Origin of the sequence: Rufibacter tibetensis, from assembly GCF_001310085.1 — a bacterium.
GTDB lineage: Bacteria > Bacteroidota > Bacteroidia > Cytophagales > Hymenobacteraceae > Nibribacter > Nibribacter tibetensis.
This window is the reverse complement of the sequence record NZ_CP012643.1, coordinates 4,512,037-4,526,884: the sequence shown is the minus strand read 5'-3', so window position 1 is coordinate 4,526,884 and position 14,848 is coordinate 4,512,037. Positions and strand designations below refer to the sequence as shown.

9 protein-coding genes are annotated in these 14,848 nt (G+C 44.6%); 2 read left to right on the top strand and 7 right to left on the bottom strand.

What is annotated here, in order from left to right; translation table 11 throughout:
- Window positions 1-57 precede the first annotated feature (57 nt).
- Window positions 58-5,043 carry a malectin domain-containing carbohydrate-binding protein gene (locus tag DC20_RS18530; RefSeq protein ID WP_062545193.1) on the bottom strand — a complete coding sequence of 1,662 codons (4,986 nt, stop codon included), beginning with the start codon at window positions 5,041-5,043 and terminating at the stop codon, window positions 58-60.
- A 1,185-nt stretch (window positions 5,044-6,228) separates the two neighbouring features.
- On the opposite strand from DC20_RS18530, the gene DC20_RS18525 reads away from it, so the two are divergent.
- Window positions 6,229-6,618 carry a hypothetical protein gene (locus DC20_RS18525; RefSeq protein WP_062545192.1) on the top strand — a complete coding sequence of 130 codons (390 nt, stop codon included), beginning with the start codon at window positions 6,229-6,231 and terminating at the stop codon, window positions 6,616-6,618.
- Window positions 6,619-6,774: 156 nt separating this feature from the next.
- On the opposite strand, the gene DC20_RS18520 is transcribed toward DC20_RS18525, so the two are convergent.
- The 5 genes from DC20_RS18520 to DC20_RS18500 all read right to left on the bottom strand — a co-directional run bounded on the left by DC20_RS18520 (window position 6,775) and on the right by DC20_RS18500 (window position 12,220).
- A complete protein-coding gene (locus DC20_RS18520) occupies window positions 6,775-7,332 on the bottom strand; it encodes a DUF4136 domain-containing protein (protein ID WP_071885503.1) in 558 nt (185 codons plus the stop codon).
- A gap of 73 nt (window positions 7,333-7,405) precedes the next feature.
- Window positions 7,406-7,807: a methylglyoxal synthase gene (locus DC20_RS18515; protein WP_062545190.1), complete on the bottom strand. Its 402-nt coding sequence runs from the start codon at window positions 7,805-7,807 to the stop codon at window positions 7,406-7,408.
- Between the two features lie 138 nt (window positions 7,808-7,945).
- Window positions 7,946-9,097 carry a tetratricopeptide repeat protein gene (locus DC20_RS18510; protein WP_062545189.1) on the bottom strand — a complete coding sequence of 384 codons (1,152 nt, stop codon included), beginning with the start codon at window positions 9,095-9,097 and terminating at the stop codon, window positions 7,946-7,948.
- Window positions 9,098-9,162: 65 nt separating this feature from the next.
- Window positions 9,163-11,805, bottom strand: coding sequence for a DNA gyrase subunit A (gyrA, locus tag DC20_RS18505; RefSeq protein WP_083470381.1), 2,643 nt, complete (start codon window positions 11,803-11,805; stop codon window positions 9,163-9,165).
- A gap of 70 nt (window positions 11,806-11,875) precedes the next feature.
- On the bottom strand, window positions 11,876-12,220 hold the full coding sequence (locus tag DC20_RS18500; protein WP_062545188.1) for a hypothetical protein: 345 nt from the start codon (window positions 12,218-12,220) through the stop codon (window positions 11,876-11,878).
- 41 nt (window positions 12,221-12,261) lie between these two features.
- Here DC20_RS18500 and DC20_RS18495 point away from each other — a divergent pair, with 41 nt between their 5' ends.
- Window positions 12,262-13,020 carry a hypothetical protein gene (locus DC20_RS18495; protein ID WP_157593242.1) on the top strand — a complete coding sequence of 253 codons (759 nt, stop codon included), beginning with the start codon at window positions 12,262-12,264 and terminating at the stop codon, window positions 13,018-13,020.
- Window positions 13,021-13,094: 74 nt separating this feature from the next.
- On the opposite strand, the gene DC20_RS18490 is transcribed toward DC20_RS18495, so the two are convergent.
- Window positions 13,095-14,846, bottom strand: a complete 1,752-nt coding sequence (locus tag DC20_RS18490) for a M14 family metallopeptidase (RefSeq protein WP_062545186.1) — start codon at window positions 14,844-14,846, stop codon at window positions 13,095-13,097.
- Between the last annotated feature and the right edge of the window lie 2 nt (window positions 14,847-14,848).

Here is a 14,848-nt window from a genome sequence, read left to right as displayed (position 1 = left end):
CAGCGTGGATTTTGGTAAACTAAGTACAGATAAGAATCTGTGTCTTAAAGTTCTAGCTTACCAGTTCCTGACCAGCTTGATCACCTTTCTAAAGGACTTATCATTAGATTCAACTTCAACAAAATTGATGCCTCTTCTTGGTATCTTATTCTCTCCAAAATCAAGGTTGATACTTTGAGAACCAGCTGATTGCAATTCAATTTCACGTTGGAAAAGCTGTCTTCCTATTATATCAAATACTTTGATCTTGAACTGCTGAGGAACATCAGTGGTCACCTTCACATGAACTGCATCGTCAAATGGATTCGGATAAACATTAACGTTTATAACCTTTGGTTGCTCCTGGTGTCCTGCTACTGGTTCAATCATCAAGGCTGATGAAGTGCCACTTACAACTTTGTACACTTCTATAGCTGATATTTTGGGGTTGTCTATACCACCATCGGCCGGCAGCGAGCTCATCCGGAGGTCAAGCGTACCATCTGTTACATTAACAGTAAATGTCTCAGTAACAGCCGCTCGCCATCCCACTTTTTTAGCGATGTCGTAGTTGTCTAAAACTTTATTACCCTCCAAGAACACGTCAAAGATACGTTTACCCGATTTGTTGTAAAGAAGCTCAGCAAAGTGCAGCACCACCCGGTATTGCCCACTGGCTATCGGCATTGCATAAGTAAGGGTCTTGTCCCCGGACCGCTCGGTCTGGTATAAAGGAGAATCAGGTGTACCCGTAATGGTTTTGTTACCGAAATAGGTGTACGTAACACCAGAGAAAAACTGGTCAGCTGAAAAAGCTCCTATGGAGGTGCTCAGCGCCCCACCACCAGCGTTAATGCGGTACACCGCCTGCTGCGTGGTAGGCTGCGGGTTGACCTTGACGGCCACCTGGTCAGCCGGGCTCACCCCGCCCGAGGAGGTCACCTTCAGGCTGAAGACGTAGTCCCCGGCAATAAGCCCACTCACCGTGGGCGAGGCCACCGTTTTGCTGCTGAAGGCGGCCGTGTTTGGGCCGCTCACCTGCGCCCACTCGAAGGCCGTGATCGGGCCGGAGGAGCTCGTGCCCGAGCCGCTCAACGTCACGTTGCTCACCGGGAGCGTGATCGTCTGGTCCGGTCCCGCGTTGGCCACCGGTGGCGAGTCTGGAGGGGTGGTCCCTCCGGAGAATACTTCTATACCTGAGATTTTGGGGTTCTCTACCCCACCCTCTGCCGCAACTGAGCTTAGCAGCACGTTCAGTGTGCCATCCGTTACTGACACGTTAAAGGTTTCAGTAATAGCTGCACGAGAACCTACTTTACCAGTAATGTCGTAGTTGTCGAGCACCTTAACTCCTTCAATGAAGACGTCAAAAACCCGTTGACCTGCGCTTTGGAAGTAAATTTCTGCAAAATGTAACACTACTTTGTACTGACCACTTGCTACCGGCATAGCATAGGAAAGTGATCCAGATGCCCATCGCTCGCTCTGATAGAGTGCGTCATCTGTGGTGTTCGATATCGGGTCTCCTGTAGCGTGGGTAGCTCCACCAGAGAAATACTGGTCAGCTGAAAATGCTCCTATGGAGGTGCTCAGCGCCCCACTACCAGCGTTAATGCGGTACACCGCCTGCTGCGTGGTAGGCTGCGGGTTGACCTTGACGGCCACCTGGTCAGCCGGGCTCACCCCGCCCGAGGAGGTCACCTTCAGGCTGAAGACGTAGTCCCCGGCAATAAGCCCACTCACCGTGGGCGAGGCCACCGTTTTGCTGCTGAAGGCGGCCGTGTTGGGGCCGCTCACCTGCGCCCACTCGAAGGCCGTGATCGGGCCGGAGGAGCTCGTGCCCGAGCCGCTCAACGTCACGCTGCTCACCGGGAGGGTGATCGTCTGGTCCGGTCCCGCGTTGGCCACTGGTGGCGAGTCTGGAGGGGTGGTTCCTCCGGAGAATACTTCTATCCCTGAAATCTTAGGGTTGTCTACTCCTCCATCAGCTGCCAGCGCACTCATATAGAGGCTTAGCGTACCGTCAGTGACGGACACGGTGAAAGTCTCCGTGACAGCTGCTTGTGCCCCTACCTTTTTGGTTATGTCATAGTTGTCGAGCACCTTACCTCCTTCAATGAAGACGTCAAAAACCCGTTGACCTGCGCTTTGGAAGAAAACCTCAGCGAAGTGCAGCACCACCTTGTACTGGCCGCTGGTTAGCGGTATGGCGTACGAAAGCGTCTGTCCCCACCCATAACGTTCGGTTTGGTATAGTGCGTCATCAGAGGTGTTCGCAATAGCACTTCCAGACGTATAGGTGCCACCACCAGAGTAATATTGGTCTGCCGAAAAGGTTCCTAATGAGGTATTCAGCGCTCCACCACCTGCATTTAAACGGTACAACGCCTGCTGAACAGGTGGTTGGTTATCATAATTGATTTTAATGAAATCCCAGGTAGCGGTGAAAGGAGTACCCCCTCTTGAGGTGGAAATTATTCCGGCAGCTACTGAGTTTGCTCCTTGTATGGTCGTTAACAAAGAGCCACTTAACTGGATAGGTGAGCCTAGTAAGGTGATTGCTCCCCCATCTTTCGCATACTTAGGTTGTACTACACCCGTAACTGGGTTCACAGAAAGATAGAAATCAAGAGAAGAGGTTGGTAGTCCTCCTGTCAATGGGTATTGGACACTCTTTACAACACCTTCATTTTCATAAACTACTTCTATCCCACCTAAGCCGCCATTTGCGTTCAAAACAATTTTCAAGTAATTGTCCTGATCACCTTTCCCGATGAATATACCTTGTGATTGAAAACCAGATGGTGTTTTCCCATTAAAGAAAGAGCCTAGGGTTCTACCGTGCACTGTATAGGCAGATGCGTTTGCTTTAAACCCAAACTGAAAGGCATTCTCTTGATTATTCAAGGTTCCTAAGGCATCGCCCGTGGATACCTCTACCACTGAGAAAGCACCTACCGCCCCCCCTGCTATGAGGTTCTCATCAAAATACAGGTTGTAGTAATCATTGTTGACCTGGCCGTTGCTCATAAGACCAGTAAAACCTATCCCAAAAAAACCAGTTCCAGGGTCATTGTTAAACAACTCATAATTGATAGGCAAAGTGGTATTCACCCCATTAGTAGCATCTAAAGGGAAGTAATCCACGTTGTCATACAATCCATCATTATCATCATCTGGGTCATTCAGATCAGATTTCTTATCACCATCCTGATCTGGAGGCATACTGGAAGAAGAACACGGATTGGTCGCATTGTCTATCTCATCCATATTAGTATAGCCATCTGTGTCCTCGTCAGAAGCGGTGTACCCTCCGGTACACTGCGTTAACTCCTGTGGCTCAAAGACGGTGATAGCATCTGTTCCGTAGGTGGTGGCCCAAACCGTGCCCGGGAATATATCATTGTCTCCCTGAGTGGTGACATCCAAAGGTTGAGAACCGAAGCCAGAGGCAAAGGGTAAATCTGTGTTCACCTTCTCTGTGGTAGTTTTGCTATTGGTGACATTTGTGCCGTCTTCTGTTGGAGTGATTCTGAAGATATCACCTGAGAAGCTTGCCGCCAACAAGGAACCTTTCAGTCCGCTGTTGAAATTGGAGGCGGTATATTCAGCTATTCCGTTTGTAGAATGATCAAAAGTGAGCAAGGCTTGGTCGGTGGTACCAGGCATCTGGAAATCTCCTTCTATAGGATTTACTTTATTTAATGGAACAGGAGGCCAATCAACGGGCAAGGGATTAGATCCTGAGGTACTGGTGCGCCAAACACCGGAAGAGCCGTTGTGGGTGTAAATACCAGCACCTGCCGGATTAGCACGAATAGGATTGGGGTGCCCTCCATAGTGGCTGCCCGGTACATAAGTGGCAGTATTCCCTATGTAATGCAGGTTATCCTTGTTATTCACCACTGGGTCATTCACTCCGGGGCTAGTTGACCCTGGTTCGTTAGACAGGTAATTGTTTGTCGCTGTACCGTTAGGACCTTCTTTATCTGGGTATCCACCCCACCCTTGGTTAGCTCCGTTGTCTATAGTATACATCCGGCCTGCTTTCCCGGGTGTTTTGGTGATAACTATGTCAAATGAATTCCTAAAGCCAGGAGAATAAATCTGAACTGGCCCCCCAGGAACTAGTTTGGCTTGGTTTAGACCGTCATTACCGCCAAATGGATCTCCCACATCAACTCCGTTTTCATTTGTTCGGGTAGGGTCGTCTAAGGTAGGCAAGTCATATTTATAAGCGTTGTTACCGGTTACCTTTGTGGTCATGGCATTGATGGCATTCAGATCTATTGACAGAATAGCCGCACTTAAAGCAAATTCTGTCAGATAAGCGAAGTTGACAGAAGGTGAACCGGCATTTGTATTACCCCCAAGGGCCAGGTAAAGAATGTTCTTCGCCTCATCTAACTGCATGCCATTGGTAGAGTGGTTTTCCTCAGAGCGGGGTAATCCTCTAACCAGGTCAATTTTTGTCCAAATACCTCCGCTTTTAGTAAGTTTGGAAACAATGCCGGAATTTGTATCGAGGTTTTGGTCTCCACCTGGCCCTCCTATTCTACTGTCACTGGAGGTTACATATAAGATTGGGTTTGCAGCGGTACCAGTCACCAAAATACTGGTAATCTGCCGTGTAGTTAACCATCCGGGAGCTAGAGCCCCATTATCGTCATGGTTTGGTATGAGGTTGATCAGATTGATAGTTTCTTGTGCAGTAACGGAATAGTTGTTCGCACCATTTCTTACAATTGTCAGCGCATGAATGAGCCCGTATTGCTGAGAAACATAGAGCCTTCCATCTGGACCAAATTGTAAGGAGGTAGGGTTATCAATCGTTATATTCTTTAAGCCGCTGGTTGAGAAGTTAAACTGTGCATTAGCAAGCATGGCGCCTGATAGATCTTCCGGTGGAAGCTTGGCTTTCAGTTTCTTTTCTGTTTTAGGTTTTTCCTCAGTGGTTTGTGCCAATGCTTTCACACTAAGGGTTGGAGAAAGTACTATGTAGAATGTAAAAAATATGAGGTAGGACCAACCACCTACAAATTTGTTTGTAGATAAATTTTTCATACAATACCTTCTTTAATAAAAAAAGCTTACTATAGAATTGATGTATCAGAACGGGCAAGAAAAAACCTTAAGAAAAGGGAATGCCCCACAGGATTTCTAAAGAGTTATTAGAAATACATAGAATTGTAAAATCCCATAAACGAAGCAAATAGAAGTAATTACTTTAGCTACGTTTGGATTTATTAGGTGAGAGAATAAAAATTTTGATAGAATACCTTTCTACAGATAGGCTGACAAGAATACGTGTGGTATATAAGTGCCGTAAAGAAGTAAGAAACGATGAATTTCTATGTATTAACTTTTCATGTACTACATGATAATGTAGCAAAAGTTAACCCATGTATGAAATCATATTACGAGGAGAAGTTAAAGCAGAAACAATCACAAACGCAGCCACAAAAGACACACTACCAACAAGTTTCAGCTGTTACAGCAGGTTATCAAACAGATTAAAAAAAATTTGTAATCTTTCTTGTTAATAACATAAGGTTTACCAATAATAAAGTATGAATATAGTAGCCTAAAAAATATAATATTAAGTTTCTAGTCAAATCTCTATTTACCCTTTTTCCTTTTTTAACTTTCTTTTTTTGATACAAAGAGAAAGTTTTACACTAGGATTTGCTTGTATTCATATACTGCGTCCTCAATCTATTCTACTTACTTAAGTAAACAAAACTTTTATTATTAACCAAAATAAAAAAGTTAAATTTTATTTAAATAAAAAACCGATAAAAGTACTCTTTATTAATATCTTCATTTTCACTACTATCAAATATAAGCGCTAAGTTTATTTAATAACTTACTTGTAGCACCTACTTTCTTATTTAGATGCAGGGTTTAAGCTTTTCTTTACCTAAATCATTAGTTAGTTTCCAACAAATGTTGCAAGCTGATCAATCGATTTTTCATAATGTTCTTATTGAAAGGTTGGGTAACATTCAACAAGACTAGTTATGGTGGTTACATTACTTAACGACAGAGTATAAAACAAAGCGTATTTTTAAAAATGAAGCACACCAACAAGGATATGCCTTTACACTAAGTCTAGCCTCTGGGACAATCTGGACCAGACTTGATTATTTTTTACTGGACACCTACCCTCCCATTTTCAGTTAGAATCATTCTAGCACAACTTTAAAGCTCAGTTTACGGTAGGTTATAAAATAATTAAATGAAGTAACTATGGCTACACAGACATCCTTTGATGAACTACTAAATACGAAACAGAAGAAGCTTGCCTTTTTCCAGAACTTAATTTTAGTGGCTATTGCTGATAATTATTTAGATCAAAAGGAAAGTGACTTTTTAGTTGATATTGGCCGAAGGCTTAACCTGACGGAGGAAGACACCACTCCAATCGCTGAAAATCTTTCCTTACTTTCTTTTATCATACCAGAAGAAGGACTTCAGAAAACTATGGAGCTGCAAAGTTTGGTCATGATGGTTTTGCAAGACGGGACAGTAGACAAAGCCGAATACAACCTATGTCTGGAATACGCCCGAAGAATAGGCTACAGCAAAGACACACTAGATGAGTTTATAGACGAACTGAGAAAGGTTAATCCTAAATGATAGTGGTTTTAAGTGACTTTTAGCAAAACAGCACTTGAACCAAGCTTTCAAGAAAAAAGCTCCTACTTAAAAGAAAAGCCTTTCATGCTCTGAAGGGCTTTTCTTTTAAGTAGGAGCTGTTACAATCAACTTTTTCTGGTGCTTGACTTAGCAGTGCTAGTTAGTCATGGTATTGCTGGCTGGAATAGAACTGAAAAGCTTCTCTACTCCTTCTGCAATACGCTCCTGTACCTTCTCATTCTTCTTAGGAACAACTGCTTCGGCTTCACTGCTCCACACCAAGGCGTTTTGTGCCCGATCTACCAAATGGACTGAGATAGTACCTTCTTTGTACTTTCCAACTTCTACCTCCCTGGTGCGCCAGGTATACCTTCTTTGTCCAACGTAATTGGGTGGATCAGACCTGATGTCCGTTTGACGGGTTTGGGTTTTCTCCTGAACCACTACACCCAAGTTCACTAAAAGGTCTGCATTAGAGTTTGCCAACGTTAAACCTCTTTTCTGTAATTGGTTTGCTACTTCCCGCTGCAGAAAGGCAATGTGCTCTGCTGGAATATCCTGGCTTATGGAATCTGCATCCATAAAACCGAAGGTCTTATACTGGTTAAGATTGAACCCTTGGGCTGCTTCTGTATTTAGAACCCGAACCGGGGAACACGCTGAAACCAGCAATAAAAATAGTAACCCCATTAAAGGCATTATATGCTTCTTCATATCTCCTAAACGATTTATCTGTACCCTTAGTATTGGTTTAGAAGAGTTAGGTTATCACCTGAAAACGTTGTGGTTACTTAGTAACTTTGTTATTTGCCACTTCCGCTTCCAGCCCTTTTACCATTAATCTGGCCGCAGATGGGTTAGTAGCCAAGGGTACATTATGCAAGTCACAAAGACGCATAAGCATCTGCACATCTGGTTCATGCGGATGTTTGCCAAGGGGGTCTCTGAAAAAAAGAACAGCTAAAATTTTACCCTCGGCCACCAAACTTGCTATTTGCGCATCACCACCTTTTGGTCCAGATAAAAGCCTCTTCACCTTTAGGCCAGTTTGCTCTACATATTGTCCAGTGGTTCCGGTAGCAACAAGTTTCGTGTTTTGGAAGAGTGCAGAATGGTCTTTCACAAAGGCCACCATTTCAGCTTTTTTTCCGTCATGGGCTATAATCGCAATTCTCTTTTCTGTTGGCATAGCGTTTTGGTTTAGTGCTTTAAAACTACTGCATAATCTGATACAAGGGTTACAGAAGTCCTTAATTTCAGGCTGTTTTAAGAAAATTAGGCATAAAAAAAGGGGCTATATGAGCCCCTTTTAGTGATTAGTATTAGATTATAGCGTTTGAAGCAAAGCATCCATACGTTTTGCATCAGCAGTTTTATCTAAAGCAGTATACACTTTCAAGAGTGACTGAACAGTGGTACGGTCTTTAGGCTGAACTTTCAAAGCACCTTCAAAGTAAGGCATCGCCTGTGCGAAGTACTTTTTGGCTTCGGCCTGAACAGCCTTACCGCTTTTCTGGTATTCGGCTAAGCTCATCTTGTTTGCTTTGTTGTTCAGGTTAGCACCTTTGTTGAAGTAGAATACCCCAAGGTTGTACTGAGCATCAAAGTTATTAGGATCAATTTCAGCCGCTTTTTTGTAAGAAGCCAAGGCCTCTTCTGGCTTGTTAACCCGCTCCATGATGTTACCGCGAACAGTAAGCAAGTTGGCATTGTTTGGATCTGCTTTGATAGCAGCGTCTAATTTCTCAATGCTTTCCTTCTCACGACCAGACTTCAGGTACAGGTCTAATTCCTGCAACATAAAGTTCTTGTCATTAGGGTATTTAGCACGTGCTTTTTCAAGAACAGCTAAAGCCTCTTTGTCGTTTTTCTCTACGTTGTTAGCAATGTAAAGTAATTGACCATATACTGCTGGGGAAGCTAAATTTTTATCTACCAATTGTGAGTACAATTGTTTAGCAGACGCATAGTCTTCCGCTCCGGCAGCAGCATAGGCTGCGTAGATATAAGCGGTAGTGTCTTCAGGACGGTAAGTGATAGCCTGTAAGTACGCTTTCTGAGCATCAGCAAACTTTTTGTTGTTGTAGTGCTCCACACCAGCGTTCAAGGCATACGCATACATGTTGTTTACCAATACCTCTTTGCGCTTGTTCGCCTCATCAGTGAACTCTTTTTTCTTGGTTTCCAAAGCTGGAACTTTAGAAAAAGCTTCATACGCTTGTTTAGACGCTTCAGCCGGATCCATCACTTTACCATAAATAGGGTGAGCGGACAGATCTTGGTAGATTACACCTTTATAGTACCAGGCTTTCGCATTGTTGGCAGTTTTCTCGTGTACTACGGCTTTATCAATTTCTTCTTTTGCCTTGTCCAAAGTACCTTTTTGCTGGTACATAATGGCATTGGTGATGGCAGAAGTCTGAGCAAAAGCCACTTGCATGGAAACTGCCGCTGCTGCTGTTAAAAGAAACTTTCTCATTGCTTTCTCTAGGTTAGTTTATGGTTGTTTGTAATGTGCAATCTAATAACTAAATTTTTAAAGGCTTAGTTCTCACTTATGGTATCCGAATCTAAAAGGTCTGAAGATGTATCAGGATCAATCACATCATCATCCAGTTCTTCTTCCTCCTCGTCCAGATCATCTTCGGTGATCGGATCAATCATGTCCTCAGGATTCAATGCTTCATCTAGCGGCACTTCAGAGGCAGGCAAATCAGCCTCACTCAGCGTGACTTCTGCTTTGTCTTCTACTTCAATTTTGGCAACTGATGAAATTTCATCTCCTTCGTTCAGTCTGATCAATCTCACACCCTGAGACACCCTTCCTATAATTCTTAAATCGGCCACTCGTAACCTGATAGTGATACCTGATCTGTTGATGATCATGAGATCATCAGAGTCAATCACCCCCATGATGGCTACTAGGTGCCCAGTTTTCTCGGTTACGTTCAGGGTCTTCACTCCTTTTCCGCCCCTGTTTGTAATCCGGTACTCCTCCAGAGAAGAACGTTTTCCGAAGCCTTTTTCAGAAACGACCATCAAATTGGTTTCTGGGTTTTGTACACAAACCATACCAACTACTTTATCATCTTCCCCGGCCAGCGTAATTCCGCGTACCCCAGCAGCAGTACGACCCATGGTACGTACTTTTTCCTCAGGGAAACGAACAGCACGGCCAGAACGCAGGGCAATGATGATGTCATTAGCACCGTTGGTTAGCTGTACATCAAGTAAGCGGTCACCTTCGTTGATGGTGATGGCTTGAATACCAGCTTGTCTTGGTCTTGAATACGCCTCCAGAGGAGTTTTCTTGATAGTTCCTTGCTCGGTACAGAACACTAAGTAGTTGTTCAGCACGTAGTCAGGGTTCTTAAGGCCCGATACGTTGATTACCGCCCGTACCTTATCTTCTTTTTCAATGTTAATGAGGTTCTGGATAGCACGACCTTTGGTAGTTTTTCCGCCTTCCGGTACTTCGTACACTTTCAGCCAGAAAACTTTACCAGACTCGGTGAAAATTAGCAGGTAGTTGTGGGTGCTGGCAATAAACAAATGCTCCGTGAAGTCGTCTTGTTTAGAGGTAGCCGCTCCTCTTGACCCAACCCCGCCCCTGCTCTGGCTTCTGTATTCCGTAAGCGGTGTTCTTTTCACGTAACCTTCATGAGAAATGGTAATCACCATGTTCTCATCTGGTATCATGTCTTCCAGGGAAATGTCGCTGGACACCATTTCAATAGCGGTGCGACGTTCGTCTCCGTAGCGCTCTCTGATGTCTACCAGTTCCTGCTTAATGATTTCCATGCGCAGGCCTTCATCGGCTAACACACTGATCAGGTAATCAATCAGCTGTTTCAGCTCATTGTATTCTTTTTCTATTTTGTCACGCTCAAGACCTGTTAAACGCTGAAGACGCATCTCCAGAATGGCGCGGGCCTGAATGTCAGATAACTGGAAACGTTCAATCAAACCAGTACGGGCTACTTCCGGGTCGCGGGAAGCACGAATCAGGTTGATTACTTCATCCAGGTTATCAAGGGCAATTAATAAACCTTCTAAGATGTGGGCACGCTTGCGGGCTTCTTCCAGTTCATACTCTGTTCTCCGGATCACCACCTCATGACGGTGCTCCACGAAGTGCTTGATAAGGTCCTTCACGTTCAAGGTCATCGGGCGACCGCCCACCAGAGCCACGTTGTTTACCCCAAAGGAAGACTGCAGCTGCGTGTATTTGAACAGGTTGTTCAAGACCACGTTTGCTACGGCATCACGTTTCAGATCATACACAATGCGCAAACCTTCACGGTCAGACTCATCACGCAAATCAGAGATACCTTCAATTTTCTTGTCATTAATGAGCGCAGCGGTTTTCTCAATCATAGCCGCCTTGTTCACCATGTAGGGAATTTCAGTGACGATGATCTGGTCCTTGCCATTCTTATTAGTCTCAATGACCGCTTTGGCCCTAACAATCACGCGTCCACGACCCGTTTCCATCGCATTTTTAACCCCATCATACCCGAAGATGATACCACCAGTAGGAAAATCCGGGGCAGTGATGTACTTCATCAGGTCAGCAATAGAAATCTCCGGGTCATCAATGTAGGCAATGGTGCCGTTCACTACCTCTGTTAGATTGTGAGGCGCCATGTTGGTGGCCATACCAACGGCAATACCAGAAGTTCCGTTTACCAGCAGATTTGGGAATTTAGCCGGGAAAACGCTAGGCTCTTTAAGAGAGTCGTCAAAGTTAGGAACGAAGTCAACTGTATTTTTCTCCAGGTCAGCCAGCAGTTCATCAGCGATCCGCTTCAGGCGGGCCTCTGTGTAACGCATAGCAGCTGGTGAGTCACCATCAATGGAACCGAAGTTCCCTTGTCCATCAACCAATGGGTAACGAAGTGACCAGGGCTGCGCCATCCGCACCATGGTGTCGTATACAGAAGAGTCACCATGTGGGTGGTACTTCCCTAGAACTTCCCCTACAATCCTGGCTGATTTTTTATATGCTTTGTTATAGGAAACCCCTAACTCAGACATCCCATACAACACGCGGCGGTGCACAGGTTTTAAACCATCACGCACATCCGGAAGGGCGCGCGAAATGATTACGGACATTGAGTAGTCAATGTACGCCCCACGCATTTCATCTTCAATGTTTATGGGAATTATCCGCTCGTTTTCTGCCATTTTACTTCAATAGAGCTTAAAATTTGTACTATTTGTAAGCCTGCAATTTACGCAAAAAGATAGTGATTTGCTAATTTTTACCCTTCTTCCGGCTACTCTTCCCTTCCATTTCTGCCTTCATTTCTTTTGAAGGCTTAGGCAGCTTCTCTCCTACGCGCGGGTTCTGTTTTTTATACCAGGGCATGCCTCTGTATTCCCCCTCCCCATGGCGGTGTACCATGCGCGTTTGGCAGGAACTGATGGGGCAACTAGGACGGCATGAAAAAGCTAAAACAGACGAGAAAAAGACAAATAAGGTAAGTGCACTTTTGTTCAAAGAAGGAATCATAGAAAAATTGATAACAAGGTTGCATGACAAAATAAAGTAAATCTTACCTATCTCATTCAGCATTTTGAATATTCCTTTAAAAATCATACATTAGGAAAGCTTTATCTTACCTTAATCACCCTATCAAAATGAATCATCTTAGTTTGAGGCATATTTTTTTATCTAAGGCTTTAGTTTTAACATCTTCATTAGCTTTTTCTCAAACATCTGCTCCTCAAGGCCTTGCCGGGCAGATGAACTTACAGGCTGTTGCTAGAGGAGACGCAAACGTACAAATGTTTGACAACCGTTATCAGGGAGTCAAAGGAAGTCCCTATTATCTGGATCAATGGGTGCCTGGTTCATTAGTTATGAAAGTTGGAAATACAGGAAAATCTGAATCATTTACAGGTCTGCAACTGAAGTATGACGTTTTCTCAAACCTGCTTCTAGCTGTAGTACCACAAACTAAGGATACTATTCAATTTGGAATTTCGCCCATAATTTCTTTTAATCTAGATTTATCAGGTGGAGGGCCGATATCGTTTACCAGGATTAAAGAGGCACAATCTTTAGATGCAAATCTTCGTGATGCTTTTTTTGGTGTTCTGTATACTGATGCTACTGGTAATACTTCTTTAGTTAAGAGAATTGTCAAAAAGAAAATAGATGCCAATTTTAAGGGACCCTATAGCTCTGGGCAAGCCTATGATGAGATTGTGGATGAAACGCTCTACTATGTAGTAGCCAATGGAAAAATGCAGCGAGTGAAGATGAACCGTAAATCAGTAATGGAAGCTTTTCCTGAGCACGCAGAGAAGCTTAAGTCCTATATCTCCAGCCAAAAACTGGCTATGAATTCTGAGGGTGATCTGATAAAAGTAGTTTCTTACTACCAGTCACTATAAGGCTATCATACCACAAAAAGAAAGGGCAGCTGTACAGCTGCCCTTTCTTTTTGTGGTGTTTTCCTGAATTCACCCTAAAAGCGTTTGCTCAAAACGCCTCCTTTTCTACTGTCTACTTCCACCACCAGATTGGGCTTGTTCGCCAGTACAATCCAGCGGACTTTAATGAAGCCCATTCCTGGAATATTAGGTATTTCCAATCTGGCAGGGTTTAGTTTTTGCTCTTTGCCCAGGTTCAAGTCTGCATTCTCCAACACCATACCGGCCACTACAGTTGAGTCTCTGAGTGAGATGTAATCTGGTCGCTCAATCTTATGTTTTAAATCTTGGCTGGAGTGAGTAGGAATGATTCTGGTGTTGGCCACTGTAGCTGTGATTTCTGTTAAGCCGTTGGCCAGCTTTTTAGTTTGAACCTCCCTGATTTCTAGCCGAGGAAGTTGGTACGCCTGGTACACGGTGAACGCCATGTTGCGGTGTGCATCTTCCTCTAGCAGAAACCCAGGATGTGCCCGGGGAAAATTCTTTTTGAACCCGCCAATTTCAATTTTGCCATAGGTAGGGTGGTCAAATGGCACCCATTCAACAAAAGCATCATTAAACAGAAGCATCTTATTGAAGTCATACTGCTCTGCTTCACGCTCTGGGTTGGTGGCTGTTTTTCTATCAAATTGAAGATAGGGTGACATTAACTCATTAGAGAAAGTAAAGATGCCCCTGGCCCCATGAAACCAGTCCAACTCTCCTCCAAACGCTGAATACAAGTCTTTGTACACCACCATGTACGTATACCCTGGAATTACCTGCTCGGCATATTTACCCAGCAAATCATACACCTGATTGTCTTGCTGGTTATAGGTATTCTGGTCTTCTTCTGCCCCTGGACCGCGCAAAATCATGCCACCATTATTGTGGTAGCTTTGGGCACCGGCAATGTTGGGGTGGCGCAGCACAAAGTCTTTTACCGCCCGGTTTTCAGGTATTGAAAATGGATATTTGTAGGCTCCGCGCTGAATGTAATCTGGTTGCCAGTTCCAGGCCCAGTCTCGGTTGGGGTCATAGTAGCCAGGCGGGTCCTCATTCACTCTTCCGTCGCCATCGGCATCCAAGCCCTCATACCCCAGTAACTCATATTCGCCGGGCTGATCTGGCTTGGCGGGGATCAGGCGCAAGGGGTTTTGCGGATCAAGAATGTATCGCCCATTGGGTGACTTGCGGCGCATGAAGGTGATGTGCCCGTCCTTGTTTAAATCATCCGGCTGGTCTTCATCTACCAACCCATCTCCGTCATCGTCCAACGGAATCATACCCGATCTTGGGGAATGGGCAGTGTTGGCCGAGTGCATGAAATTGTCCCGGGCGTCTGGATTTATGGTAGGGATGATGTAAAAGGTTTTCTGCTGCAGCAGTTCCTGAATGAACTTGTTGTCCTGAAAGTTTTCTACCAGGTACCAGGCGGTGTACAAAGCAAATTCAGAACCTTGTATTTCATTTGAGTGAATGTTTCCGTCAATGTACATGGCCGGCTTGCGCAGCGGGTCACCCGTCTTAAAATCAGAGATGGTTAAAGCCCAAATGCGCTTTCCCTGGTAAGAGTCACCAATGGTTTCCAACTTCACCAGGTCCGGGTAGGCTTTGGCTAACTGGGCACATATCTCGGTTAAACCGGCATAGTCATAGTAACGGTTCCAACTGACGGTTACTTTAGGGTTATGCGGCGTGCCGGCTGCCCTGAATACCTGCTCAGGGGTTTGGGCCAAGGCCTTGGTTCCGGCTAAACCTGCTATTCCAAAGGACAGGCAGGCTATTGCTATTATTCTTTTCTTCATAG